The organism is Pseudonocardia thermophila, from assembly GCF_900142365.1.
GTDB classification, from domain to species: domain Bacteria; phylum Actinomycetota; class Actinomycetes; order Mycobacteriales; family Pseudonocardiaceae; genus Pseudonocardia; species Pseudonocardia thermophila.
Genome location: NZ_FRAP01000002.1, coordinates 56,665 through 81,206, shown reverse-complemented (window position 1 = coordinate 81,206; position 24,542 = coordinate 56,665). Strand labels below are relative to the sequence as shown.

Here is a 24,542-nt window from a genome sequence, read left to right as displayed (position 1 = left end):
CACACCCGACGAGGCCCCGCAGCGCACGTGCGCTGCGGGGCCTCGTCTTCGGGGCCTCCTTCTGGGGGCCGCCTCTTCTGTGGCTCAGTTCCGGGCCGGGAGCGGGAGACCGATCATCGCTGGTGCCCGGACCCGCCGTGAGGCGGAGGCGAGCGCCACGAGGCTCAGCACGTACGGCAGGCTCAGCCAGAACTGCGACGGCAGCGCGAACCCCGGCACCAGCACCGCGCCGAGCACGCCGACCACGATGCAGAGCACCGCACCCAGCAGCACCCAGCGCAGCGGCGAGCCGGACCGGCGGGCCCGCAGCGCGCCGAAGCCGGCGATCAGCACCCCCACGACGGCCAGGGCGATCCACACCTCGCGTGGCACTTCGCCCATCGACTGCAGCCGCAGCTGCAGGGCGTCGGTGAACCCGAAGACCGCGCAGGCGGCGATCACTCCGTACGGCCGCCACTGCCCGAACACGACCGCGGCGAGCGCGAGGAACCCGCGGCCGGCGGTCATGTGCTCGGCGAACAGCCCGACCTGCCCGACCGACAGGAACGCCCCGCCCAACCCGGCGAACGCACCGGCGGTGAGCACCGCACCCCACTGGACGCGGACGACGTCGCACCCGGTGGCGTCGAGCACCTCCGGTTTCTCCCCCGCCGACCGGATCCGCAGGCCGAGCTGCGTCCGGTAGAGCAGGTACGCGACGACCGGCCCGATCACGTACGCGAGGTAGACCAGCGGCAGCTGGTTGAACACCACCGGGCCGACGACCGGTATGTCCGACAGCAGCGGCACCGGGTAGGTCTCCATGCGGACCGTCGTCGGCTGGGTCCCCTGGAACTGCAGCCGGTACAGGAACATCGTCACCCCGGCGGCGAGCAGGTTCAGCGCCACACCGACGACGATCTGGTCGCCGCGCAGCGTCACCGAGACGAACGCCATCACGACCGCGAGCAGCACCCCCACCACGATTCCCGCGGCCAGGCCGAGACCGACGCTGCCGGTCGCCCAGGCCGCGAGGAACGCGGCGTAGGCGCCGGCGAGCATCATCCCCTCCAGCCCGATGTTGATCACGCCGGCGCGCTCGGAGACCAGCTCACCGAGTGCGGCCAGCAGCAGCGGGACGGACAGTCGGATCGCGGCGGCGAACAGCGCGATGTCGAACGGGTTCACGAGCGGGCTCCCTCCGCGACGGGCGCGGGCACTTCGCTGCTCCCCGCTGTGCGGCGGCGTGGCCGGCGGCGCTCGGCGTACCAGGCGGTGCCCGTGACCAGCAGGATCACGACGGCCTGGGTGGCGGTGACCAGGCCGTTGGAGATCCCGAGCCGCGCCTCCAGCAGCCCGCCGCCCTGGCGCAGCGCCGCGAGCAGCAGCGCTGCCGGGATGCAGCCCAGCGGCGAGTTGCGGGCCAGGAGCGCGACGACGATGCCGTCGAACCCGTAGTTCGCAGAGAACCCGGGCGCGAGGTTACCCGCGGGCGAGGCCACCACCAGCGACGATCCGGCGACTCCGGCGATCGCGGCCGACGCGCACAGCGCGCCGACCCCGATCAGCTGCGTCCGGGTGCCGGTCGCCTGAGCAGCCGCGGGGTTCGCCCCGGTGAGGCGCAGCCGGTAGCCGACGACCGTGCGGCGCAGCATGTAGGCGACCGCCAGCACCAGGACGATCACGAGCAGGATGTCCGCGCGCAGCGTCGTGCGCGGGATCAGGATCGGCCAGCGCGCGGTGTCCGCGACCGGCGCGCTCTGTCCGAGCGTGCCGGTCGGCTCCTCCATCGGCCCGTTGGCCAGCCACGACACCAACTGCGTCACGATGAACGTGAGCAGCAGCGTGGCGATGAAGTCGTTCACCCCGCGGCGGGCCCACAGCCACGCGGCGACCGCGCCGAGCGCCGCGCCGCCCACCGCCCCGGCGAGCACCGCGAGCGGCAGATGGATCACTGTCGGCAGGCCGGTCAGGTACAGGCCAACAGCAGCCGACGCCGTGCCGCCCGCGAGGATCTGCCCCTCCAGCCCGACGTTGAGCCGTCCGGCGCGGATGGCGATCACCCAGCCCACGGCGGCGAGCACGAGCGGAACGAACTTCGTCAGCGTGGCGCCGAACTGCGCCGGGCTGCCGAAGACGCCGTCCCACATGGCGGCCGCCGCTTTGTCCAGTGGGACCCCCGTCAGGGCGATGACCACGAGCGACGCCGCCAGCGCGACCACGACCGCCAGCACGCTGACCGCGGCGCCGCGCAGTGCCTGCCGACTCACGCGACCACGTCCTCTCCTTGCTCGACTCCGGCGGCCATCAACTCGCCGATCCGGTCGCGGGTCGCCTCCGCGGCGTCGAGCACGGCGACGATCCGCCCGGCCGACATCACCGCGATCCGGTCGGACAGCGCGAGCACCTCATCCAGCTCGGCCGAGATCAGCACGGTGGCGCCGCCGCCGGTCTTGTGCGCGTTGATCCGCCCGTGCACGAACTCGATCGCGCCGACGTCGAGACCGCGGGTCGGCTGAGCCGCGATAAGCAGGTCGGGTTCGCCGGACAGCTCGCGCGCGAGCACGATCTTCTGCTGGTTGCCGCCCGACAGCCGCTCCACCGGAGTGTCGAGGCCGGGCGTGCGCACGTCGAACCGCTCGACGAGCTCGGCGCAGCGCCGGCGGATCCGGCCGGGCCGCAGCACCCCGTGCCGGCTGAACTCCTCCTGGCCGATGACCCGCATCATCAGGTTGTCGATCACCGAGAGCGACAGGGCGAGCCCGTCGGTGTGCCGGTCCTCGGCGATGACGCCCACCCGTCCCGGGCCGGCGGTGCGGGAGGTGACGCGCACGGTGCCCGCCGTCGGGGTGCGGACGCCGGCTAGCAGGTCAGCCAACTCACTCTGCCCGTTGCCCTCGACGCCGGCGACGCCGAGCACCTCCCCGCCGCGCACGACGAGATCGATGGGGCCCAGGTCGCGGTCGCCGCGGTAGCTGGCCAGGGTCAGCCCGGAGACCTCCAGGATGACCGGGCCGGGGTCGATCCGCGGACGTTCTGAGCGCAGCACGACGTCGCGGCCGACCATGAGCCGGGCCAACTCCTCGGGGCGGGTCTCCCCGACCTGCACGGTCGCCACGACGCGACCGCTGCGCATGACCGTGCAGCGATCGGCCACCGCGGCGATCTCACCGAGCTTGTGCGTGATCAGCACGATCGCGAGCCCGGCCGCAGCGAGCTCCTTGAGGACCACCGCCAGGCGGTCCCACTCCACCGGCGAGAGCACCGCGCTCGGCTCGTCCAGCAGCAGCACCCGGGCGTCGCCGAGCAGGCACTTGAGGATCTCGATGCGCTGCCGTTCGCCGACCGGAAGCTGCTCGACCGGGACGTCGGGGCGCACAGGCATGCCGTGGCGCTCGCTCAGCTCCATCAGTCGGGCCCGGGTGGCAGCCGCGTCGAACCGGCGCCCCGCGGCCCTGCCCTGGGCGAGCGCGACGTTCTCCGTCGCGGTCATGTCCGGCACGAGCATGAAGTGCTGGTGCACGACCCCAATCCCGGCCGCGCGGGCTGCCAGCGGATCGCCCGGGGGAAGCGGGCGACCATCGACGAGCACCTCACCCGCATCCGGCCGCACCAGCCCGGAGAGGATCTTGACCAAGGTGGACTTGCCCGCGCCGTTCTCCCCCAGCAGAGCGAGGATCTCGCCGGGGCGGACCTCCAGGTCGATCCCGTCGTTGGCGAGCAGGTCCCCGTAGGCCTTGGACACGCCGCGGACCGACAGCGCCGCGGATGCAGCGCTGTCGGTCGGGCGAGCGGTGGGTACCGCCACGTCACCCGCCCTCGGGCATCGTGATCACCCCAGCGTTGATCTTGCTCGTGGTCTCGTCGACGACGGCCTGGTACTTCTCGTAACCGGGGCACAGCCGCAGCGCCTGGACATTCGGGTCGTCGAGGGCGTAGAAGCGCGGCTCGGCCGGCAGCGTGCCCGCCTTGTAGTCCTCCATGATGTGCTGAACCATGATCCGCGTGTCCTGGAACGCGTAGCCGAGCAGGTTCGGCGACTCGTCGCAGCGGTTCGTGGTCGGGTTGAACACCTTGACCGGCTTACCGGACTCCTCGACCGCGTCGAGCACGCCCGGCAGGCCCGCGTCCTGGAAGGCGTAGATGACGTCGGCGCCGTTGGCGATCTGCGCTGCGGTCGCCTCCTTGGCCTTGGCGGCGTCGCTGAGCGAACCGACCGTCGTGGAGGCGACCTTGATGTCCGGGTTCACCGACTTCGCACCCGCCTCGAAGTCGATCGAGGACTGCGAGTTCGGCGGGATGTCGGTTCCGCCGACGTAGCCGATGGAGCCGGTCTTGGTCTCCTGCGCCGCGATCACCCCGGCCACGTAGGCCGGCACGCCCTGACGGGTCGCGTAGGTGTGCAGGTTCGGGATACCGGGCTGGACGACGCCCGACATGACGAACGTGACGTCGGGGAACTGGGGCGCGACCGTGTTGCCGGCCGACACGAGCGAGCTGCCCCCCGCGATGATCAGCTCGTTGTCGGCGGCGAGGTTGGTCAGCGCGTCGATCGCGGCCTGGGGCGAGGTGACGTTGTCGACCACCGACACCGTCATCCCCTCCTTCTCCGCCACGGCCTGCACGCCGTCCAAATAAGACTGGTAGAACGCGCGGTCGTTGCGCGGACCGGCCAGCACCACGCCGACCTTCGTGGGCGCGGCGGACGTACCCGGCGCGGCGGCCGACGAGCCGCCGCTCTCGCTGCCGCACGCGCTCAGCACCAGGACCGCTGCAGCCGACGCGGCCAGTGCACCGCGCCGGGCGAACCGGGAGGTCGATCGGATCATCTGGTTCTCCTCCACCTGCGATCGGATGTCAGCCCGGGGTGACTGAGATCTCGAGATCGCATCTTGGTTGAAGGATCGTCTCGGTCACCCTGCCATGACGTCAAGGGATCGTCGTCGGCTTTACCTGTGCGCAACATGTAATCGAGTCATCGCAGGTACTGACACATGCCATCGAGCTTGACAACCGCGAGACCGCTCCGTCAGATTTGAGATCTCAAACTGAAGTGGGAGTGCAATGGAGAAGTCAGCCGCGGTCGCGAAGGCCCTCTTGTTCATCGACGAGGACCGGGTGGTGTCCCTCGTGCGCGAGGTCTGCCGGATCCCGAGCGTGCTCGGGGACGAGTTGGCGTTCGCCAAGTTTCTCGTCGGCGTGATGACGGACTCGGACTTCAGCGACGTCCGCCTCCAGGAGGTCCTGCCCGACCGGCCCAACGCCGTCGGCGAGCTGGACTTCGGCCCCGGTCGGCGCGTCGTGCTCACCGGGCACCTCGACACCAAGCCCGCCTCGATCGGATGGACCGAGGCCGCGCCGTTCAGCGGAGATCTCATCGACGGCTACGTCTACGGCCACGGGATCATGGACATGAAGGCGGCGCTGGTGTGCCAGATCGTCGCCGCCGAGGCCGTCCGCGCTTCCGGGGTACCGATCTCCGGCCGACTCGCCTTCGCCGGGGTCAGCGACCACATGGGCGATCAGACGGGCTCCATCCGCTACTTCGACGAGTACACGGCGGATCTGTGCGTACTGGGCGAACTGTCGGACAACGAGATCTACCTCGGCCACCGCGGTCGCTACTACTTCGACATCACCGCGCAGGGCCGCTCGGCCCACACCTGCCACAAGCCGCTCGCGATCAACGCCAACGTGCTCGCCGCGAAGGCGATCATCGAGCTGGACGCCTCCCGGCTCACGCCCGAGCTCGAGCCGTGGGTGCGCGAACTGTTCGGCGAGGAGACCTACATGGCGCCCGGGCGGGTCTACGGCGGTCTGCCGCCGGGCGGTCCGTCGATGATCCCCGACGAGTGCGTGATCCGCGTCGACTGCCGCCCGCAGCCCGGGGTGTCGGTCGAGACGGTGCGGGCAGAGGTGGAGCGCTGCCTGGAGAACGTCCGGCGCGCCGATCCGCGCTTCACCGCCAAGGTGGAGCTGGCCGACGTCAAGTCCGGATACGTCGCGGACCCGCAGAGCGAGGTCGTGCAGACGATGATGGAGGCCGTGCGGCTGGTCCGCGGCGGTGAGCCGCAGTTGCGCGCCGCGGGCTGGCTCGGCGACACCGCGAGCTTCGGCGACAAGATCCCGACCGTGATCTTCGGGCCGGGCGGGGAGCCGGTCTACTGCCCCAACGAGAAGCTCTCCGTCGCCGACATCGTGGAGGCAACCCGCGTGTACACGGCATTCTCCGTGCTGGCGCTGCTCAAATGACCGCGACCTCGACCACGGCGACGGCCGCGCCGTCCTTCGAGCACCTGCTGGCCCGGCCCGGCCTGGTCTGGATGGGCCAGAACACCACGCACCTGGAGCCGCCCACCGAGGTGGTCGCGGCGCTGGAGGAGAGCGTCCGCCGCCGGGAGTTCCAGCTGTACGCACCGGCGCTGGGCTTCGCCCGGCTGCGCGAGCTGATCGTCGCCGACCTGGGACTCGACGGAGCGGACGCGTGGATCACCGACGGCGCCGTCGGCGGACTGCACCACATCTGCACGGCACTCGCCGGCTCGATCTCCCGCGTCGTCACGACCGATCCGGGATGGCCGTGGCCCGAGCGGTTCGCCGGGCTCTCGGGCGTGCCGACGACGACGATCGACATCTACTCGGCGGAACAGGGGTACCGCATCACCGCCGCGCAGATCGCCGAGGTCATCGAACCCGGTTCGCTGATCTACCTGATCGATCCACTGAACCCGCTGGGCAGCCGCTACGAGCGCAGTGACCTGGCCGCCATCACCGAGGTGGCGCGCGAGACCGGGTCGCTCCTGGTGCACGACTGCACATACCGGCACTTCGCCGACGGCCACACCCTGGCCGCCGAGCTGTACCCGGAGGGCACCTTCACCACCTACTCGTTCTCGAAGTGGCTCGGGCTGGCCGGGCTGCGGGTTGGCGCGGTGGTCGCCGCGCCGGAACTGCTCACCAAGCTCACCGCCGTGCCGGCGAACCCCCTCGGCGCGAGCATCACCGCGCAACGCGCGGCGATCGCCGGGCTCGAGGTGAAGGACGCGTGGCTCGCGCGGGTCCGCGCCACGAACCGGCGCAACCAGGAGACGGTGCGAGCCGCGGTGGAGTCGAGCGGACTGGGCCGGCTGGTCGTGTGGCCGTCGCACGGCAACTTCGTCGCCGTCGACATCGACGGCAGCGGCTGGACCGCCGACGCGCTGTGCGCGGCGATGCTGGACCGCGACGTCTTCATCCGCCCGGGCACTTACCAGTCGCCGCACTTCGGGACGCGATTCGTCAAGATCAGTACCTCGGTGCCCGAGGAGTGGGGCGATCGCTTCGCCGCCGCGTGGACGGACCTGCCCGACCCGGTGGGGGCGCGCTGATGGGCTACGCCGAGCTGACCGCCGACGAGTACCGCGCAGCGAGCGCGCTCGACCTCGGCCGCCGGGTCGCCGCAGGTGAGCTCTCCCCCGTGCACCTCGCGGAACTGGCGCTCGAGCTCGCCGCGCAGGCCGAGCCGGTGATCAACGCCTACGCCGCACTGCTACCGGAGCGGGCGCGGGCAACTGCCGCCGCACGGGAGGCCGAGGTGCGGGCCGGCACCGTGCGCAGCCCACTGCACGGCGTGCCGATCGCGGTGAAAGACAACATGCTCGAGGAGGGCGTGCCGGCGGGGAAGGGTTCGCTGACCAGCTCGGACGAGCCCGCACCCGCGTCGTCGCCCATGGTCGGGCGGCTGCTTGACGCCGGCGCCGTGGTCATCGGGCGCACCACCACACCCGAGTTCGGCTGGAAGGCCACCGGCATCTCGCCGCGCACCGGCATCACCCGCAACCCGTGGGACCCGCAGCGCAACCCCGGAGGCTCGAGCGCGGGCTCCGGCGCCACCGTCGGCAGCGGTGCCGTGCCGATCGCCACCGGCACCGACGCGGGCGGCTCGGTCCGCATCCCCGCGGCGTTCTGCGGTGTGGTCGGGCTCAAGCCGACGCTAGGCGCGATCCCGGTCTGGCCCAGCACCGTCAACGAGAACCTCTCGCACGCCGGTGTGCTCACTCGCGATGTGCGCGACGCCCGGGCGGTGCTCGCGCTGACCCGCGGCCCCGATCCGCGAGACCCGCAGTCGTACTGGTCCCGACCTCCGGCGGGCGACGGCGAGCGGCGGCTGCGCGTCGGGATCGTCCGCGCACCCTTCGGCATCGATCCCGAGGAGGACGTCGCCGCAGCGGTCGGTCGGGCCCTGGACGCCCTCGTCGCCGCGGGCGGCGCTGACTACGCCGAGACGACGCTCCCGACCGAGCTGCCACGCGCAGTGTTCGAGGTGCTGTGGGTGACCGGCCGCGGACTGGGCTTCCGCGATCTCGCCCGGGAGCACGCCGACGTGATGGACCCTGGACTGGTCCGGCTCGGCCCGCTCGCCGAGGCCTACGACCTGCCGGCGTTCTACGCGGCGATGACCGCGCGCCGCGAGTTCAACTTCGCCATGGCGCACGTCCTCGACGAGTGGGACCTGCTCGTCATGCCGACGATGCCGATCACCGCGTTCGCCGCGGACGCCGAGGTCCCGCCGGGCGGCGAGGCCGATGCCCCGCTGCCGTGGATCACGTGGACGCCCTACACCTACCCGTTCAACATCACCGGGCAGCCCGCGATCACCCTCCCGACCGGTCTCGGCCGCGGCGGGATGCCCGTCGGGGCGCAGATCGTCGGCCCGTGGGCGCACGACGAACGGGTGCTCGAGTTCGCCGTCCACGCGCAGCGAGTGCTCGCCTCGACGAACGAACGGACGGTCGCCCCGACGGCGCAGATGCCGACCAGCACAATGCAGGTTGACCATCCCCGGGCCCGCCGTGACCGGTAGGGCCCGCAGCGGGTCGTCCCGTCGAGTGCGGGGCGCCAGAACCCGAGTCGCAGCGGAGGAACCGACGCTCATGCCGAGGCCGACCAGCGAGACCGCCGCACCGAATCTGCGACTCACCCCGCCCGAGGGCGACGACGCCCACCTGCAGATCAAGGAGATGGTCTACCGGCGCCTGGTCCGGGCGATCGTGGAGCTGGAGCTGAAGCCCGGCCAGCAGCTGCGCGAACGCCAGCTCGCCGAGAAGATGGGGGTCAGCAAGACCCCGATCCGCGAGGCCCTCGTGCGGCTGGAGAAGGAGGGACTGGTCACCGTCGCGCCGTACCGCGGCGCGATCGTCCGCGGCTACACCCACTCCGACATCCGTGAGATCTACGAGCTGCGCGAGCTCCTCGAGGGCTTCTGCGCCCGCCGCGCGGCCATGCAGATCTCCGAGGCCGACGAGGCCGAGCTGCGGACCAACGTCCGGCGCAGCCGCGAACTGCTGGAGAGCGGCGACACCGCCGAGATCCCCGCGCTGTTCGACGAGTTCGACCGGATCCTCTACCGGCAGGCCGCCGGCCACCGCATCGGCGACCTCCTCGTCGAGCTCGACCTGCACCTCGAACGGCTCGGCAACCTCACCGTCGGCGTTCCCGGCCGCCTCGACGCCTCCGTGCGCCAGCACCAGGAGATCGTCACCGCGATCATCAAGCGCGACCCGGCCGGCGCCGAGGCCGCGTGCCGGGAGCACATCCGCAGCGTCTTCGCCGACCTGCTCACCGCGCTGCCCGAGACCGGCTGAGCTGCCGGCGCACAGACGCATCAGCCTGCGGTGCGCACGCGCTGCGCGGCGGCGAACACCATCGCGTCGACGAGGCTCCAGTACTCGTCGGCGACCTCCAGCCGATCGGCCGCGATGCCGCTCGTGAGCTGCATCTCCGGGCCGAACTCGGACAAGGTGACGGTCAGGCTGACCATCATGTAGTGGAAGAGCATCGGCTCGACCCGAGGCAGCTTCCCCTGCTCCTGGGCCGCGGTGATCTGCGGGAGCAGCCGATCCAGCAGCGGGCGCAGCACCGTGTCGGCGACCCAGCGCAGCCGCGGGTTGTTGCTGGAGGTCTCCTGCCGCATGAAGCGGTGGAATTCCGGATACGTGACGGTGTGGGCGAAGAGCGCCCGGTACTCGGCGCGCAGCCGTTCCAGCGGATCGGGATCGGTGTTCTGCTCGGCGTGCGCGTCCCATTCGTCGCGGATCTGCGCGAACGTGTGCTCGGCCACCGCCTGCCAGAGCAGGTCCTTCGTCGGGTAATGGTAGGTGATCAACGGATGCTGGATACCCGCGCGTTCGGCGATGCTGCGGATGCTCGCCGCCTCGAAACCCTTTTCGGCGAACTCCGCGAACGCCGCGGTGAGGATGGCGGTGCGCGTCTCCCGCGATCGCTGCTGCTCCGCGCGCCGGCGAGGCGATGCGCTCCTCGATCCCATGCCCGACGCTAACACGCCGGCTGCTCAGGCATCCTTCGCCAGGCGGAAGTCGTACGCGACCACGTATCCCTGATCCTGCGGCTGCGGACGCACGACGAGCGACGGCTTCACCCCGTACACCGCGTCGCTTTCCAGATAATCGTCGCCGGCGAGGAAAAGGTGGGTGACGAGCGTCCGACACCCGGGAGCACTGAGCCGGAAATGGATGTGCGCCGGTCGATACGGGTGGCGACCGATGCGCTGCAGCAACTGACCGACCGGGCCGTCGTCGGGAATCGGGTAGCTGGTCGGCACCACCGTGCGGAACGCGTACTCGCCCTGTGGACCGGTGCGGAAGGTGCCGCGCAGGTGTCCCGCCGGCTGCTCGGGGTCCTGCACGTCGTAGAGCTGGTTGCTCGCCGCCTGCCAGACCTCCACGATCGCGCTCTCGACCGGCGCACCGGCCGCGTCCAGGACCCGGCCGCGCACCGCGAGCGGCGCACTGGGCTCCTCCCGCAGCAGGATCGACGCGCCCGCGCCCAGATCGCGCTGCCGTCCGGTGTAGAACGGGCCGAGCACGGTCGACTCGGTGGCCTCCGTCCCGTCGTTGGTGACCGCGTCGACCAGCATCGACACCCCGAGCACGTCGGAGAGCAGGACGAACTCCTGCCGCTCGGGGGTGCACATCCGGCCGGTGCGGGTCAGGAACTCGATCACGGCCGCCCATTCGTCCTGAGTGAGCCCGGTTTCCCGGACGAACGCGTGCAGATGGCGGACGGCGTGCCCGAGCAGGTCGCGCAGCCGGTCGTCGGCGGGCCGGATCTGGGCGACGACCTGCTCGGTCAGCTCCGGGAGAACGGTGCGCACGAAGGTCACTCCTGCGGTGCGGAGCCGCTCGCCTCGTACGTCGCGAGCGGCGGGGTGAGGAAGACGATGCGGCGGTCGGCCTTGAGCATCGACGAGAGCGTGGCCTCGTACTCGGCTCGGTACGGCCGCGCGAGCTGGTCGAGCAGGTCGGCGCCGGAGCACGCCCACGCCTCCCGCAGGACCAGGGTGTCCGGGTCGTGCAGGTCCTCGTGGACGGATGCGCTGACGAACGCGGGCTCCTGGACGATGTGGCCGGCGATCGCGGCGAGCTTCGCCCGGAACTCCTCGCGCGCCTCCGGCTTCACCGGCAAGAACACGATCAACTCGGTCGTCGGGGTCTGGGTGGTGGTCATCGCTGTCCCCTCGTCGTGGCTCGGACCTGGGATCACTACGCGCCGACGAACTCGATCTCGGCGGGTTCCTCGTCGGCGTCGAACGCCTTGGCGGTGTTGGCGAAGCCGCGCCGGACGTCCTCGCCGTCGTACAGCTCCATGGCCACGTCGAGCATCAGCTCGTCGGTGGCCGCGACACCGCCGCTCGACCAGGCCTTCAGCAGGGTCCGGGTGGCGGCGTACGAGCGGGTCGGGCCGACCGCGAGGCGGCGCACCAGCGCGTCGGCCTCGGCGTCGAGCTGCGGTTCGGGGACGACGTGCGTGGCGATGCCGAACTCCCCCGCGCGGGTGCCCGGGATCGGCTCGCCGAGCGTGGCGAACAGGTGGGCCCGCGCCCGACCCGCACGTTCGGCCAGGCGCTGGAGCGCGCCCGCGATCGGCAGCATCCCGGTGGTGACCTCGACGCAGCGGAAGACGGCGGTGTCGGCGGCGACGAGGAAGTCGCACGCGAGCGCGAGCTCGAACCCGCCGCCGAAGGCGAGGCCGCGCACGACGGCCACGGTGGGCACCCGCAGCGCCTCGATGGCTCGGTAGGACGTGTTCACGTCGCGGACGAAGGTGCGGAACCAGTTGACATCCTTGCCCGGCCACTCACGGACCTCGCCGCCGAGGCTGAAGTTCGGCCCCTCGGCGACGACCGCGAGCACCCGGATGCTGCTCTCCCCCGCGGTGCGCACGGCGGCGCGCAGGTGCCGCGCGTACTGCGAGTCGATGCGGTTGTAGGGCGGATTGGCCAGCACGATCCGGCCGATGCTGCCCTGTTGCTCGAAGCGGACGGTGGACATGCGGTGCTCCTTCATGCGGCGGGTCGACCGCGCTGGGGGATGACGGGCAGCAGCAGGTGGGAGGGCCGGTCGGCGTCGTGGTAGACGCGGTGCGTGACGGTCTGGCTGCTCGTCACGTGGTAGGGGATGTACTCGACCCCGGTCATGGCGCCGGTCCCGGTCGGGACGTCCATGCTGGTGATCTCCAGGCAGATCCGGTGCCCGGCCTTGAACGTGTTCGCGGTGGCCAGGACGTGGATCCGGTACTCGACGACTTCGCCCGGTACGACCGGGGCGATCGCGTCGCGGGTGAGCTTGTGGAACGGCTCCCACGGCGTGGACCGCTCCTCGTCCAGCGCCCGGTAGGAGGCCTTGAGCCAGCCGCGGGTCAGCTCCCGCTCAGGCAGATCGGCCGGGATGTCGCGTTCGCCCTCGCGGGCGGTGCGCACGGAGACGTCCGGGCCGACGTCCTTCAGCACGATGATCCAGTTGGTGTCGGACTCGTCGATCTCGGCGTACAGCGTGAGGCTGATCGGGCCGACCACCGTCACGTCGTGCGGCAGCGGCTCGGTCAGGTAGCGCAGGCGCTCCACCGTCGTCGTCCGGGTGAGCGGCATCTGCGTGAAGACGTCCGGCTGGCGCGCCGCCTCCCCTGTCTCGGCTGCCGGGCGCGGCGGCTGCGTGGTGAGCGTTCCCCAATCCGCGAGGTAGAACGGCGTCCACTCCGTCTCCGGCAGCGGCCAGTCCTCGCCGGTGCGCCACTCGTTGCTGCCCATCAGCCAGTAGCGGACCGGGGGCTCGTCCATGATCCCGGTGTCGACGCCCTTCAGCCAGTGGTCGTACCAGCGCAGGATCTCGTCGTGGTACTGGTGGAACGGCCGCTCCACGTGCGCCGGCCCGGTGAAGATCAGCTTCTTCGGCGCCTCGACGTTGCGGAAGTAGTGCTGGGCGCCCAGCCAGTGCAGCTTGTACGTGTACGCGTAGGCGCCCGATCCCGTGTAGAACGGCACCCTGATCTTCGTGAACATCTCCTCGGCCTGTTCGAGGACCCCGTCCTCCTCCCAGGGGTGGGTCAAGGCGTGGTACATGACCCACGTGCGCTGCCCCTTCTGGGGCAAGATGTTGTAGAGGTTGATGAACGGCTTGTAGTCGGGGTTCGCCATCGCCTCGCGCCAGAGCTTCTCCTCGTCGCCCGGTAGCTCCCCGGGCCGGTCGCGGGGCTCGTGCACGGTGCTGAACACGTCGAGCAGGTACGGGAACGTGTGCAGCACACCCCCGGGATGGAAGTCGCGGAACCCGAACATGCCGCCGTACGCGCTGCACGCGTCGTAGGGGAAGATCGCCTTCAGCGCCGGGTGGCCCTGAGCGGCCGCGCGCCACTGCTCCCCCGCGTAGCCGGAGATGCCGACCATCCCGACGTTGCCGTCGCACCACGGCTGCCGGGTGATCCACTCGATCATGTCGTAGTGGTCGGTGTCCTCCTCGCCGTAGTGGCCCTCGGACTTCGCCGATCCGCGCGGCTGCGCGATCACGTGCACGTACCCGTTGGCCACGAACCGGCGCGTGTCCCCCGCCTCGATCGGCCCGAACCACAGCGGCGCGAACGCGGGCTGCGGCGGGATCGCGTCGAAGACGTCCGGTCCCTGGATGTCCTTGTTGTGCAGCGAGCAGGCGTAGAGCACCGGGTAGCGGCCCGGCTCGTCCGGCCGGTAGACGTCGACGGCCAGCCGCGTCCCGTCGCGCATGGCGACCGAGAGGTCGCGTTCCTCGATCATCGGCGAGCTCCTTCGGTCGCGATCACTTCTTGAGCAGCCAGCCGGCGTCGACGGGCAGCGCCACGCCGGTGATGAACCGCGCCTCGTCCGAGGCCAGGAAGAGCACCGCGTTGCTGACGTCGACGGGATCGATGAACGGCGTCGGCAGCACGTTCAGCGACTGGTGCGGCCCGTCCGGGGCAACTGCGTCCTCCGCCGTCGGGTTCTCCAGATCGGGCATGAACAGCCGCCACGCCCAGGGGTTCTGCACCATCGGCGAGTCCACGGTGCTCGGGTTGACCGTGTTGACCCGGATCGACTCCGGGCCCAGCTCCACGGCGAGGTTGCGCATCAACCCGACGACCGCGTGCTTCGCCGCCGCGTAGTGCGTCGTCGTGGGGATCGGCGCGAGCCCGCCCACCGAGCTGATGATGATCACCGAACCGCCGCGCCCACCTGCCCGGATGTGCGGGACTGCGGCCCGAACCGTGTTGACGACCCCGCCGTAGCAGACGTCGGTGACGACCCTCCATTCCTCGTCCGGGACGTCCAGCCCGGTCGTCGCCGCCGAGATGACGCCGGCGTTGGCCACCACCGTGTCCAGCCGCCCGAACTGCGCCACTCCGTCGGCCACGACGTCGGCCAGGGCCGCAGCGTCCCGCACGTCCGCCTTCCGCAGCACGGCCTTGCCGCCCGCGGCTGCGATCAGCGCCGCCGTCTCAGCGAGGTCCTGCTCCGTCGCGAGGTCGTACGGCAGCGCCGCGATGTTCGCGCAGATGTCGACGCCGATGACGGCGGCACCCTCCTCGGCCATGCGCACCGCATGACTGCGCCCCTGACCGCGCGCGATCCCCGTGATGAAGACGACCTTCCCGTCCAGCCTGCCCATCCCCACTCCTGTGTGCGTCGTGGACCGATTCGCGGGCAGCCCGGAGACAGGTGTGGACACCCGCGCGTGATCGACGGCAGTGCCCCGTCGATCAGGCGCCGCGCGTCGTGGAACTCGAAGGAGGAACTCGAAGGCGTCGCCGGGCCCTCACCGGCGACCGCCCGTTAATTTTTACGGTCGTAAAGTATCGCGGGCCGTCCGGGGATGCAAGGGCGTCACGCAGATCGGGGGCGCGGCCTCGCCCAGACCGTCGGCTGATGCCGATCTCCGCGACGTGGTTGTGCAGTGCGCGCTTCCCCTGGCCGTTGTCGATGCTGGTGGGGCCGCCGCCGGTGCGGCCGATGTGGCGGTCGATGCGCTGGATCGGGGCGTCGCAGTACGAGGCGGTGCAGCGGTCGTCGTCGCGAGCTCGGATGATCATGGCCAAGCGTCCGCGGAATCCGCGGCGGGGTCGATCCGGGCGGCGACGTCGACCAGGGCCAGGACCTCGAGGTTCACGTCCCGGGCACGGGCCTGGCCGGTGAGGCGTTCGACGAGCGTGTCGGCCATGATCTGGCCGCCGCTACGGGCGACCGGCTCGGGTGCGCACCACAGGTCCTTGACCGCGTCGTCGAGCGCGGCGCAGCAGGCGACGCCCTCCTTCATCGGCAGCCGAGCAGTCAGGGTGACCATGCCGTCCTCGCGAGACGGCCTCACCGCCACCCACCGGGTTCGTGCGCGCGGCCGCGACCTGGGCATGTTCGTCGCTGTCGAGGTGTTCGGCGGCCTTGGCGATCGCGGCGGGCGCTCGCCGAGCAGCCCGGCGGCGTACAGCGAGCGGAGTGGTCGAGCCCGTCGTGCAGATCCCGGGAGAGACGCGCACCTGCTTGCCGGCCGCGGTGGACGAGACCTGCAGCGCGAGTGCGGCCTCACACGTCACGATCTTGTTCAGGCCGTCGGGGTCGGCGAGCCCGCGGGAAATCCGGTGTGCCACCCCTTGGTGACATGCGGTGGCGATTTCGGCGTGTTCGGCGTTGATCTCGGCGATCAGGGACGCGAACCCGGGCGAATCGGGGATTGCGTCGGTCGGTGTCCATGTTCGGAGTGGTCCATGTTCGGAGTGCGGGAACGCGCACCGACAAATCCGGCGAGCGTGGATGCGGTGGAGCAGAGCTGCAGGGAAGTGACTGTGGTGCTACCTCCTGGCGGGAAGTGGCTTTCCCGCCACGAACACCTCCACCCGAACCTCGCCCTCAGGCCGCGCAAGCGGCAGGAGCAAAGAGCTGAGCGGAGCGAAGGCTCCACCCACAGAGCTCCACCCGAGTCAGGACCAGGGGCTCCGGGGACGGAGTCCCCCGGAGTGGGCCGCAGAGCCCGACCTCAAACCTCCCGCGAATGATGCAGGTGATGGGGCGATGTGAGCCGCAGCTGAGATCTCCTCCACCCGATCCCGTCAGGCCGATGCTGCCCAGCGGGCGTAGCGATGACATCACCGGAAACCGCCGCATCCGCCCACGTGCGCCGAACGTGCCCCGGCCCCGTTCGGCGATCAGCAGCGCTTCGTGCACGAGTTCGCCGGCCGCGTCGTCGATCCCGACCTGGCCCGCGGTCAGGTGCTCGGCGGTGCGGCGCAGGGCCTGGGCATCGCCGTCGAGCAGGCGCGCACGCGCGGCGAGCGGTTCGTCGAGCAGAGCCCGTACGGCCGGGCCCGCTCGGGGCGGAGGGCTCGGCGCGGGCCCCGTCGTGGGCGTCCCCGCTGCGGTGGCGAACGCGGTCGCCGACGCGCCGGCGTGCGGCCCACCCGGCTGCCGCTCGACCCGGAGACCGTGTGGCGCCTGGCCCGCTCCCGCCACCCCGCACCCGTGCGCGACCTGGATCGATAGCCGGACGAAGAGGCGGCGGCACAGCCAGGTATTGGACGGTGATCGCCTCCCGGGGCTTCACTCGCCGTGTCGGACACGGCATCCCGCGAGGAGGCGAACCATGCAGCTGGCGCAGTCCGCAGTGGCGGTCACCGGTGGCGCGTCCGGACTGGGCCGGGCCGCGGCCGAACGGCTCGCCGCCGCAGGCGCCCGGGTGACGATCGTGGACCTGCCCAGCTCCCGGGGCGCCGAGGTGGCCGCCGAGATCGGTGCCTGCTTCGTCCCCGCCGACGTCACCGAGGCGGACCAGCTCGCGGCCGCGTTCGCCGAGGCGGCGGAGCACTCGCCGCTGCGGGCCGTGGTGCACGCCGCCGGCCGCGGAGCGCGCATCCGGCTGGTGTCCAAGTCCGGTGAGCCCGGCGATCTCACCGCGTTCGAGGAGGTCGTACGGCTCAACGTCGTCGGCAGCTACAACGCGCTGCGGCTGGGCCCGGCCGAGATGGTCAAGCACCCCGCTCCCGAGGGCGAGGAGCGCGGCGCGGTCGTGCTCACCGCGTCGGTCGCCGCGTACGAGGGGCAGATCGGGCAGATCGCCTACTCCGCGGCCAAGGCGGCCGTCGTCGGGATGACGATCACCGCTGCGCGCGATCTTGCCAGCTCAGCGGTGCGGGTCTGCACGATCGTGCCGGGCATCTTCGACACCCCGCTGGTCCGCACGGTGCTGCGGCCGGACATCCAGGAAGCGCTGGAGTCGGCGGTGCCGTACCCGAAGCGGATGGGCCGGCCCGCGGAGTACGGCGCGCTCGCCCAGCACATCCTCGAGAACCCGTACCTGAACGGCGAGTGCATCCGACTCGACGGCGCGATCCGGATGGCGCCCCGATGACCGAGCCCGTGCTGGTGCGCGAAGCCGGTCCGGTCCTCGTGGTCACGCTCAACCGCCCGGCTGTCCGCAACGCGATCGATCTGCGCATGGCCGAGGCGCTCTCCCGCGCCATGGACGAGCTGGACGCCCGGGACGACCTGCGGGCCGGCGTGATCACCGGCGCGGGTGGGCACTTCTCGGCGGGCATGGACCTCAGGGCGTTCGCCCGCGGGGAGCGGCCGGTCGTGCCCGGCAAGGGCTTCGCCGGGATCGTCGCCAGGCCGCCCGACACTCCGCTGGTCGCCGCGATCGAGGGGTACGCGCTGGCCGGCGGGTTCGAGATCGCGCTCTGCGCCGACGTGCTCGTCGCCGCGCGAGACGCCCGGTTCGGTCTGCCGGAGGTGCGCCGCGGGCTGATCGCGTCCGGTGGGGCGCTGATGCGGTTGCCGCGGCGGATCCCGCACCACGCGGCGATGGAGCTGATCCTGACCGGCGCCACCGTCGACGCCGCGTGGGCGCACCGGTACGGGCTGGTCACGCGGCTCGTCGAGCCCGGAACGGCGCTCGACGCCGCGCTGGCGCTGGCGACCGAGATCGCCGGGAACGGCCCGCTCGCGCTGCGGGCGTCCAAGCAGATCGTGCGCCGGTCCGCCGATTGGCCGCAGGACGAGCAGTTCGCCCACCAGCGGGAGTGGAGCGAGCCCGTAGCCACCTCCGCCGACGCCCGCGAAGGCGCCCGCGCCTTCGCGGAGAAGCGAGCCCCCGAGTGGACCGGAACCTGAGGAGCAGACATGCGGGATGCGGTGATCGCCGGCGCGGTGCGGACCCCGGTCGGCAGACGCGGCGGCGGACTGTCCGGTGTGCACCCGGTCGATCTGTCCGCGGCCGTCCTCGACGCCCTGGCCACGCGCACGGGCATCGATCCCGGCGTCGTCGAGGACGTCGTGTGGGGCTGCGTCACCCAGACCGGTGAGCAGGCGAGCAACGTCGGGCGGCTCTCCGCGCTCGCAGCCGGCTGGCCCGAGACCGTCCCCGGCACCACGGTGGACCGCGCCTGCGGCTCCTCCCAGCAGGCCCTGCACTTCGCCGCCGCGGCCGTGATCGCGGGCCAGGCGGACGTCGTCGTGGCCGGCGGGGTGGAGTCGATGAGCCGGGTCCCGATGGGCTCGACGCGCCGCAACGGACCCGGCCGACCGTACGGGCCGCGGCTGCGCGCCCGCTACCCCGACGTGCTCGGCGCGGAGGGCGAGTTCCAGCAGGGCATCGCCGCGGAGATCCTGGCCGACCGGTGGGGCCTGAGCCGCCAGCAGCTCGACGAGTACGCGCTGGCCTCGCACCAGCGCGCCACCGCGGCCCGCGCCGCCGGCGCGTTCGCCGACGAGATCGCCCCGGTGACCGTGCCGACCCCGGAGGGACCGGTCGTCGTCGACCGCGACGAGGGCGTCCGCCCGGACACCTCCGCGGAGGCGCTGGCCCGGCTGCGGCCGGTGTTCCGGGAGGACGGGCGGATCACCGCCGGCAACTCCTCGCAGATCTCCGACGGCGCCGCCGCCCTGCTGATCACCACGTCGGAGCGGGCGAAGGCGCTCGGTCTGCGCCCGCTCGCCCGCTTCCACGCGTTCGCCGCCGTCGGAGTCGACCCGGTCTCCATACTGTCCGGACCGATCCCGGCCACCGCGGCCGTGCTGCGCCGGGCCGGGCTCACGCTCACCGACATCGGCGCGTTCGAGATCAACGAGGCGTTCGCGTCCGTGCCGCTCGGGTGGCTCGCCGAGACCGGGGCCGATCCGAAGCTCACCAACCCGCTGGGCGGGGCGATCGCGCTGGGCCACCCGCTCGGCGCGTCCGGCGCCCGGCTGATGACCACGCTCGTCCACCACATGCGGGCCAACGGGATCCGCTGGGGGCTGCAGTCCATGTGCGAGGGCGGCGGGATGGCCAACGCCACCGTCGTCGAAGCACTCGCCTGAGCAGTGCAGGAGACCAACCGTGCAGCAGTTCGAGGACCTCACGATCGAGGTCGGCGCCGACGGCGTCGCCACGCTCACGCTGAACCGCCCGGACCGGCTCAACGCCGTTTCCCCGCGGATGCACCAGGAGCTGGTCGCGGTGTGGCCGGCCCTGGAACGCACGCCCGGGGTGCGCTCGGTCGTGCTGACCGGCGCGGGCCGCGGCTTCTGCGCGGGTGGCGACATGGACATGAGCCAGGCCGCGGTCGACGACCCCGGCTACCGGGAGCAGGTCGTCGCGGAGGCCCGCGCGATCGTGCGCGCGATGGTCGAGTTCCCGATCCCGGTCGTCGCAGCGGTCAACGGGCCCGCGGTCGGGCTCGGGTTCAGCCTCGCCCTGTTCTCCGACGTCGTGCTGGTCGCCGACACCGCCCACGTGTCCGATCCGCACGTCAGCGTGGGGCTGGTCGCCGCGGACGGCGGCGTGCTCGCGTGGCCGCTGATGACCAGCCTGCTCACCGCCAAGGAGTACCTGCTGACCGGGCGGCGGATCCCGGCCGCGCGAGCGGTCGAGCTGGGGCTGGCCAACCGCGTCGTGCCCGCCGCAGAGCTGCTCGCCGAGGCGCACGCGCTCGCCGCCGAGATCGCCGCACAGCCCCGCCAGGCGGTGCGGGACACCAAGCGGGCGCTCAACATCCACCTGGGCAACGCCGTCGCCGCCGTCATGGACTTCGCCTTCGCCGCGGAGAGCCACTCGTTCAGCGAACCGGACGTCGCCGCGACCATCGCCCGCTTCGCCGAGAAGGCCGGCCGGTCACGATGAACCCCGCCGCCTTCCGGGAGTCCGTCACCGCGTGGCTGGCCGGCCACGCCGACGAGCTGGAACCGTTCCGCGCCCGCCCGTTCACCGTGCTCGCCGAGCACGTGGAGCGGCTGCGGCCGTTCCACCGCCGCCTCTACGACGCCGGGTTCACCCGCGCCGGCTGGCCGGCCGACAGCGGCGGCAGCGGCGGCAGCGCGCTGCTGCGCGGCGTGCTCTACGACGAGATCCTCGCCGCCGGGTACGACCTGCCGCGCGGGTTCGAGTTCGCCGAGATCATCGTGCCGACGCTGTTCGACTTCGCCCCGCACTTGGCCCGCCGCCACCTGCCGGCGATCCTGCGCGGTGATCTGCTCATGTGCCAGGGCTTCTCCGAGCCGGGTTCGGGCAGCGACCTCGGCTCGCTCACCACCCGGGCGGTGCCCGACAGGGACGGGTTCCGGGTCACCGGGCAGAAGACCTGGATCGGCAACGGCGCGGTCGCCGACTGGTGCCTGCTGCTCGCACGCACCGGTGACCGCGCGTCTCGCCACCGCGGCCTGACGATGCTGTGGATCGACATGACCTCACCCGGGCTGTCGACCCGCCCGATCGCGATGGCCGACGGCACCGACGAGCTGGCCGAGCTGTACCTCGACGACGTCGCGGTGCCGGCCGAGCACGTCGTCGGCGGGGTCGGCCAGGGGTGGGCGGTCGCGATGCACCTGCTGCAGTTCGAGCGCAGCACCTGGGCGTGGCAGCGCCAAGCCCACCTGCTCGCCACCCTGTCCACGGCGGCGCGCGAGGGCGCCCGGCCCGCAGCGCTCGGCACCGCGTTCCTCGACGCGCTGGCCCTGCGCGCCCTCTCCCTGGAGGCGCTGCTCACCACCGCCGCCGGCCACCCGCTCGGGCCGGCGTCGTCGGTCACCAAGCTGGTGCTGTCCACCGCCGAGAGGAGCGCTCTCGACGCGCGCCTGTCCGCCGGCGACCCGATCCTCACCGATCCCGCCGGGCACCACGCCGCTGAGTGGTTCCACGCCCGCTCCACCAGCGTGTTCGGCGGCGCCGCCGAGATCCAGCGGGACCTGGTCGCCGATCGGGTCCTCGGACTGCCGAGGGGGTCGGCGTGACCGCCGCGGCCGCCGTCCGGGACACCGCCCGCGGCCTGCTCGCCGACGAGGAGCTGGCGGACCTGCGCCGGGAGCTCGTCGAGCTGGGCTTCGGCGAGCTGGTCGCCGAGGATCCGCGGGAGGCGATCGCGCTCTGGTTCACCGAGCAGGGCCGCGCCGGGCGGATCACCGGCGCCCTCGACCTGCTGGTGGACGACGCCGGGGCCGATCCGGTGCTGTACCCGCTCTGCGCCGACCGCGGGGTGGTGCTCGATCCGCCGCCCACGCTGACCCGGGTCCACGTCCCCGGGGTCGGCCGCGCCGAGGTCGGGCAGGTGCGGCCCGCGGGCGGGTTCGCCCGCGAGCTGCCCGTCGCGCTCGTCGAGCCGCGGGCAGACCTCCCCGACCTGGCTGAGCCGCTGCTCTCCCGGCTGCGCACCGCGCTGGCCTGGGAGCTGATCGGCGCCGCCGAGCGGATCGCCGAGCTGACCGTCGAGTACGTGGGCCTGCGCGAGCAGTTCGGCAGCCCGATCGGCACCCGCCAGGCCGTGCGGCACCGGCTGGCCGACGTGCGCGTCGCCCTGGAGGGCGCCCGCGTCGTCGCCGCCCGGACGCCGCTCGACGACTCGGTGCTCGCCGCCGCCGCGAAGGCGCTGGCCGGGCGGGCCGCGCTGCTGGCCTGCGACTGGGCGCTGCAGTTCCACGGAGCCATCGGCTTCACCCGGGAGCACCGGCTGCCCCACCACGTGCGCCAGGTGCGGTTCCTCGACGGGCTGCTCGGCTCCGCGGCGACGCTCACGACGCAGCTCGGCACCCGCATCGCGGCCGAACCCGCCGTGACCGGCGCGGTGCGCGACGTCCTCGGCCCCGCGGCGGAGGCACTGCCATGACCGGCCACCCGCCGATCAGCTACCCCGACCGGCCGCTGCACCACTTCCTGGAGGACGCCGCGGACGCCGCCCCGGAACGGGCCGCGGTCTCCGACGACGACCGCACCCTGTCCTTCCGGGAGGTCGACCAGGCGGCCAACGCGCTCGCGCACGCGCTCGGCGCGGCCGGGATCGGCCCCGGTGACCGGGTGGCGGTCGCGCTGCCCACCGGGATCGACCTGGTCGTGACGCTGTTCGCGGTGTCCAAGGCGGGCGCCGCCGCGGTCCTGACCAACCCGCGCTGGACCGCCGACGAGATGCGCGGCGCGCTCACCACGACCACGCCGCGCGGCCTGATCGCGCACGAGCCGCTGCCGCTCGCCCCGACCGCGCTGCCGCCGCTGCTGCTGCACGCCGGCGGTCGGGTCGCCACCGGCTGGCGCCCGCTCGTCGACGCCGCCGCCGGGCAGCCGCGCACCCGCCCCGCGGTGCCGGTCGCCGCCTGGGGGCCGCTGGAGGCCGTGCTGCCGTTCAGCTCGGGCACCACGGGCCTGCCCAAGGCGGCCGTGCACACCCACTCGACGATCGTCCCGGCCACCCTCCAGTGGGTGGTCGCGGGTGCGATGCGCCCGTCCGACCGGATGCTGCTGTTCCTGCCCGGCTTCCACGTCTACGGCGTGATCACCGCGGCCGGGGCGTTCGCCGCGCGGGCTCATCTGCGCCTGCAGGAGCGGTTCGACGTCGCCGCCGTCCTCGACTGCATCGAGCAGGAGGCGATCACCCTCACCTTCGGCGCCGCCCCGGTCGCGCTCGCCCTCGACGGGGTTCCGGACCTGGAGAAGCGGGACCTGTCCAGCCTCCGCTACGTCTCGTGGGGCGCGACCCCGATGGACGTCGCGCTCGCCCGCCGCGTTTCGCACAGGTCCGGCATCCGCTGGCTGCACGCCTACGGCGCCACCGAGGCCCCGCTGCTGTTCTGCAACCCCGCGGCGGCGCCACCGCACACGTGGCGGCTGGACTGCCCCGGCCTGCCGGTCTCCGACACCCAGGTGCGCATCGTCGATCTCGCCACCCGGGAGCCGTGCGGCCCGGGTGAGCCGGGCGAGGTGCTGGTCCGCGGCCCGCAGGTGTTCCGCGGCTACCTCCCGCCCGTCCCCGAGCAGGAGGTGTTCGAGGACGGCTGGCTGCGCACCGGCGACGTCGGCCTGCTCGACGAGTCCGGCGCGCTGCACCTCGTCGAGCGGGCCAAGGAGATGATCAAGGTCAACGCGTTCCAGGTCGCCCCGGCCGAGCTCGAACGGCTGCTGATGAGCCACCCCGCGGTCGCCGACTGCGGAGTGTTCGGGGTGCCGGATCCGCGTACCGGCGAGACCCCCGTCGCCGCCGTCGTGCTGCGCGAGGACACCGCGCCCGAGGACCTCCTCGCCTGGGTGGGCGAGCGGGTCGCGACCTACAAGCGGATCACCGCCGTCCACCGCACCGCCACCATCCCCCGCACGCCCAGCGGCAAGCTCCTGCGCCGCGAGCTGCGGGCCGGCTGGCTGGCCGACCACGCAAGGGAAGGATCCCGATGAGGTACCTGAAGATGGACGACCCCGAGTTCTGGGAGAACGAGGGCGTCTTCAAGGCCATCACGTTCGCGGGCAAGATCCGCACCACCGAACCCGCGGAGCCGGTCGTCGAGGACGAGCACGCGTCCCGCTCGTCGTACTTCGTGCTGGGCGATCTCGACGACCCGGCCGCCCCGGTGGCCACGGTGCTGCGGATGCCGCCGCTGTACGCGCTGCCGCACCACTCGCACCCGACCGACATCTTCATGCTGGTCCTGCGCGGCAGCCTCTACGTGCCGGGCGCGAAGCTGGGCCCGGGCGACGGGCTCACCGCCAAGGCGCACGAGCTGTACGGGCCGGAGCTGGCCGGGCCGGAAGGCTGCGTCCGGGTGGAGTTCTTCGCCACCCGCGACGGCGCGACGAACGTCGAGTACGTCACCCCGGACGGGGAGCGGCGCGTGCACGACTACCTGCGCGACGGGCAGTCGCCGTGGCGGACCGGGATGGAGGACGTCCCGGCGCTGATGACCGAGTTGCTGGCCGATCTCCGCGTCACCTGAGGCAGCGACCGCCGCACCCGCGAGCGGCCATCGGCGACCAGCGAGGGTGCCGAGCGCGGGTGCGGCCCAT

Annotated in this window: 24 protein-coding genes; 13 read left to right on the top strand and 11 right to left on the bottom strand. The window is 72.4% G+C overall.

Annotation, left to right across the window (positions count from 1 at the left end; all coding sequences use genetic code 11):
• Positions 1 to 84: 84 nt before the first annotated feature.
• Genes BUE41_RS02665 through BUE41_RS02650 form a run of 4 tightly spaced genes read right to left on the bottom strand, consistent with a single transcriptional unit; the run spans position 85 to position 4,808 of the window.
• A complete protein-coding gene (locus BUE41_RS02665) occupies positions 85 to 1,167 on the bottom strand; it encodes an ABC transporter permease (protein ID WP_073455230.1) in 1,083 nt (360 codons plus the stop codon).
• Positions 1,164 to 2,249, bottom strand: coding sequence for an ABC transporter permease (locus BUE41_RS02660; protein WP_073455229.1), 1,086 nt, complete (start codon positions 2,247 to 2,249; stop codon positions 1,164 to 1,166). Before BUE41_RS02660 ends, BUE41_RS02665 begins: the two co-directional genes overlap by 4 nt.
• Complete coding sequence (locus BUE41_RS02655; RefSeq protein WP_200803737.1) at positions 2,246 to 3,787, bottom strand: ABC transporter ATP-binding protein; 1,542 nt, start codon at positions 3,785 to 3,787, stop codon at positions 2,246 to 2,248. The genes BUE41_RS02660 and BUE41_RS02655 overlap by 4 nt, the downstream gene beginning before the upstream one ends.
• A gap of 1 nt (position 3,788) precedes the next feature.
• Positions 3,789 to 4,808, bottom strand: a complete 1,020-nt coding sequence (locus tag BUE41_RS02650; RefSeq protein ID WP_143171935.1) for a BMP family protein — start codon at positions 4,806 to 4,808, stop codon at positions 3,789 to 3,791.
• 235 nt (positions 4,809 to 5,043) lie between these two features.
• Between BUE41_RS02650 and BUE41_RS02645 the strand changes: the two genes are divergently transcribed.
• The 4 genes from BUE41_RS02645 to BUE41_RS02630 all read left to right on the top strand — a co-directional run bounded on the left by BUE41_RS02645 (position 5,044) and on the right by BUE41_RS02630 (position 9,602).
• Positions 5,044 to 6,231, top strand: coding sequence for a M20 family metallopeptidase (locus BUE41_RS02645; RefSeq protein WP_073455227.1), 1,188 nt, complete (start codon positions 5,044 to 5,046; stop codon positions 6,229 to 6,231).
• Positions 6,228 to 7,346 (top strand): pyridoxal phosphate-dependent aminotransferase, encoded by a 1,119-nt coding sequence (locus tag BUE41_RS02640; RefSeq protein WP_073455226.1) that lies wholly within the window; start codon positions 6,228 to 6,230, stop codon positions 7,344 to 7,346. The genes BUE41_RS02645 and BUE41_RS02640 overlap by 4 nt, the downstream gene beginning before the upstream one ends.
• On the top strand, positions 7,310 to 8,821 hold the full coding sequence (locus BUE41_RS02635; protein WP_073455225.1) for an amidase: 1,512 nt from the start codon (positions 7,310 to 7,312) through the stop codon (positions 8,819 to 8,821). Before BUE41_RS02640 ends, BUE41_RS02635 begins: the two co-directional genes overlap by 37 nt.
• A 70-nt stretch (positions 8,822 to 8,891) precedes the next feature.
• A complete protein-coding gene (locus BUE41_RS02630; protein ID WP_084754277.1) occupies positions 8,892 to 9,602 on the top strand; it encodes a GntR family transcriptional regulator in 711 nt (236 codons plus the stop codon).
• Positions 9,603 to 9,622: 20 nt separating this feature from the next.
• On the opposite strand, the gene BUE41_RS02625 is transcribed toward BUE41_RS02630, so the two are convergent.
• The 7 genes from BUE41_RS02625 to BUE41_RS02595 all read right to left on the bottom strand — a co-directional run bounded on the left by BUE41_RS02625 (position 9,623) and on the right by BUE41_RS02595 (position 15,602).
• On the bottom strand, positions 9,623 to 10,285 hold the full coding sequence (locus BUE41_RS02625) for a TetR/AcrR family transcriptional regulator (protein WP_073455224.1): 663 nt from the start codon (positions 10,283 to 10,285) through the stop codon (positions 9,623 to 9,625).
• Positions 10,286 to 10,309: 24 nt separating this feature from the next.
• On the bottom strand, positions 10,310 to 11,131 hold the full coding sequence (locus BUE41_RS02620) for a dioxygenase family protein (RefSeq protein ID WP_073455526.1): 822 nt from the start codon (positions 11,129 to 11,131) through the stop codon (positions 10,310 to 10,312).
• Between the two features lie 5 nt (positions 11,132 to 11,136).
• A complete protein-coding gene (locus BUE41_RS02615) occupies positions 11,137 to 11,484 on the bottom strand; it encodes a putative quinol monooxygenase (protein WP_073455223.1) in 348 nt (115 codons plus the stop codon).
• A 35-nt stretch (positions 11,485 to 11,519) separates the two neighbouring features.
• Positions 11,520 to 12,308 carry an enoyl-CoA hydratase/isomerase family protein gene (locus tag BUE41_RS02610; RefSeq protein ID WP_073455525.1) on the bottom strand — a complete coding sequence of 263 codons (789 nt, stop codon included), beginning with the start codon at positions 12,306 to 12,308 and terminating at the stop codon, positions 11,520 to 11,522.
• Between the two features lie 11 nt (positions 12,309 to 12,319).
• The gene (locus tag BUE41_RS02605; protein ID WP_073455222.1) at positions 12,320 to 14,062 is read right to left on the bottom strand and encodes a CocE/NonD family hydrolase; all 1,743 of its coding nucleotides are present in this window, start codon (positions 14,060 to 14,062) and stop codon (positions 12,320 to 12,322) included.
• 22 nt (positions 14,063 to 14,084) lie between these two features.
• Positions 14,085 to 14,930, bottom strand: coding sequence for a mycofactocin-coupled SDR family oxidoreductase (locus tag BUE41_RS02600; protein WP_073455221.1), 846 nt, complete (start codon positions 14,928 to 14,930; stop codon positions 14,085 to 14,087).
• A 417-nt stretch (positions 14,931 to 15,347) separates the two neighbouring features.
• Positions 15,348 to 15,602, bottom strand: a complete 255-nt coding sequence (locus BUE41_RS02595) for a hypothetical protein (RefSeq protein ID WP_073455220.1) — start codon at positions 15,600 to 15,602, stop codon at positions 15,348 to 15,350.
• An 869-nt stretch (positions 15,603 to 16,471) separates the two neighbouring features.
• Here BUE41_RS02595 and BUE41_RS02590 point away from each other — a divergent pair.
• The 9 genes from BUE41_RS02590 to BUE41_RS02550 all read left to right on the top strand — a co-directional run bounded on the left by BUE41_RS02590 (position 16,472) and on the right by BUE41_RS02550 (position 24,472).
• On the top strand, positions 16,472 to 16,792 hold the full coding sequence (locus tag BUE41_RS02590; protein WP_073455219.1) for a hypothetical protein: 321 nt from the start codon (positions 16,472 to 16,474) through the stop codon (positions 16,790 to 16,792).
• Between the two features lie 100 nt (positions 16,793 to 16,892).
• A complete protein-coding gene (locus BUE41_RS02585; protein WP_073455218.1) occupies positions 16,893 to 17,657 on the top strand; it encodes an SDR family NAD(P)-dependent oxidoreductase in 765 nt (254 codons plus the stop codon).
• A complete protein-coding gene (locus tag BUE41_RS02580) occupies positions 17,654 to 18,418 on the top strand; it encodes a crotonase/enoyl-CoA hydratase family protein (RefSeq protein ID WP_073455217.1) in 765 nt (254 codons plus the stop codon). The genes BUE41_RS02585 and BUE41_RS02580 overlap by 4 nt, the downstream gene beginning before the upstream one ends.
• Before the next feature lie 9 nt (positions 18,419 to 18,427).
• On the top strand, positions 18,428 to 19,606 hold the full coding sequence (locus BUE41_RS02575) for a thiolase family protein (RefSeq protein ID WP_073455216.1): 1,179 nt from the start codon (positions 18,428 to 18,430) through the stop codon (positions 19,604 to 19,606).
• Between the two features lie 19 nt (positions 19,607 to 19,625).
• Entirely contained in the window at positions 19,626 to 20,408 is a 783-nt protein-coding gene (locus tag BUE41_RS02570; RefSeq protein WP_073455215.1) for an enoyl-CoA hydratase/isomerase family protein, read from the top strand.
• Positions 20,405 to 21,514 (top strand): acyl-CoA dehydrogenase family protein, encoded by a 1,110-nt coding sequence (locus BUE41_RS02565; protein WP_073455214.1) that lies wholly within the window; start codon positions 20,405 to 20,407, stop codon positions 21,512 to 21,514. The genes BUE41_RS02570 and BUE41_RS02565 overlap by 4 nt, the downstream gene beginning before the upstream one ends.
• Positions 21,511 to 22,383 carry an acyl-CoA dehydrogenase family protein gene (locus tag BUE41_RS02560; protein WP_073455213.1) on the top strand — a complete coding sequence of 291 codons (873 nt, stop codon included), beginning with the start codon at positions 21,511 to 21,513 and terminating at the stop codon, positions 22,381 to 22,383. The genes BUE41_RS02565 and BUE41_RS02560 overlap by 4 nt, the downstream gene beginning before the upstream one ends.
• Positions 22,380 to 23,936, top strand: a complete 1,557-nt coding sequence (locus tag BUE41_RS02555) for a class I adenylate-forming enzyme family protein (RefSeq protein WP_084754276.1) — start codon at positions 22,380 to 22,382, stop codon at positions 23,934 to 23,936. The genes BUE41_RS02560 and BUE41_RS02555 overlap by 4 nt, the downstream gene beginning before the upstream one ends.
• Positions 23,933 to 24,472 carry a cupin domain-containing protein gene (locus BUE41_RS02550; RefSeq protein WP_073455212.1) on the top strand — a complete coding sequence of 180 codons (540 nt, stop codon included), beginning with the start codon at positions 23,933 to 23,935 and terminating at the stop codon, positions 24,470 to 24,472. Before BUE41_RS02555 ends, BUE41_RS02550 begins: the two co-directional genes overlap by 4 nt.
• Positions 24,473 to 24,542 lie beyond the last annotated feature (70 nt).

Bases quoted from the DNA above. Each gene is read 5' to 3' on its own strand.
- BUE41_RS02650 (WP_143171935.1), bottom strand. From the start codon at position 4,808: ATGATCCGATCGACCTCCCGGTTCGCCCGGCGCGGTGCACTGGCCGCG.
- BUE41_RS02645 (WP_073455227.1), top strand. From the start codon at position 5,044: ATGGAGAAGTCAGCCGCGGTCGCGAAGGCCCTCTTGTTCATCGACGAG.
- BUE41_RS02640 (WP_073455226.1), top strand. From the start codon at position 6,228: ATGACCGCGACCTCGACCACGGCGACGGCCGCGCCGTCCTTCGAGCAC.
- BUE41_RS02630 (WP_084754277.1), top strand. From the start codon at position 8,892: ATGCCGAGGCCGACCAGCGAGACCGCCGCACCGAATCTGCGACTCACC.
- BUE41_RS02625 (WP_073455224.1), bottom strand. From the start codon at position 10,285: ATGGGATCGAGGAGCGCATCGCCTCGCCGGCGCGCGGAGCAGCAGCGA.
- BUE41_RS02615 (WP_073455223.1), bottom strand. From the start codon at position 11,484: ATGACCACCACCCAGACCCCGACGACCGAGTTGATCGTGTTCTTGCCG.
- BUE41_RS02610 (WP_073455525.1), bottom strand. From the start codon at position 12,308: ATGTCCACCGTCCGCTTCGAGCAACAGGGCAGCATCGGCCGGATCGTG.
- BUE41_RS02605 (WP_073455222.1), bottom strand. From the start codon at position 14,062: ATGATCGAGGAACGCGACCTCTCGGTCGCCATGCGCGACGGGACGCGG.
- BUE41_RS02600 (WP_073455221.1), bottom strand. From the start codon at position 14,930: ATGGGCAGGCTGGACGGGAAGGTCGTCTTCATCACGGGGATCGCGCGC.
- BUE41_RS02595 (WP_073455220.1), bottom strand. From the start codon at position 15,602: ATGGTCACCCTGACTGCTCGGCTGCCGATGAAGGAGGGCGTCGCCTGC.
- BUE41_RS02585 (WP_073455218.1), top strand. From the start codon at position 16,893: ATGCAGCTGGCGCAGTCCGCAGTGGCGGTCACCGGTGGCGCGTCCGGA.
- BUE41_RS02580 (WP_073455217.1), top strand. From the start codon at position 17,654: ATGACCGAGCCCGTGCTGGTGCGCGAAGCCGGTCCGGTCCTCGTGGTC.
- BUE41_RS02575 (WP_073455216.1), top strand. From the start codon at position 18,428: ATGCGGGATGCGGTGATCGCCGGCGCGGTGCGGACCCCGGTCGGCAGA.
- BUE41_RS02565 (WP_073455214.1), top strand. From the start codon at position 20,405: ATGAACCCCGCCGCCTTCCGGGAGTCCGTCACCGCGTGGCTGGCCGGC.
- BUE41_RS02555 (WP_084754276.1), top strand. From the start codon at position 22,380: ATGACCGGCCACCCGCCGATCAGCTACCCCGACCGGCCGCTGCACCAC.
- BUE41_RS02550 (WP_073455212.1), top strand. From the start codon at position 23,933: ATGAGGTACCTGAAGATGGACGACCCCGAGTTCTGGGAGAACGAGGGC.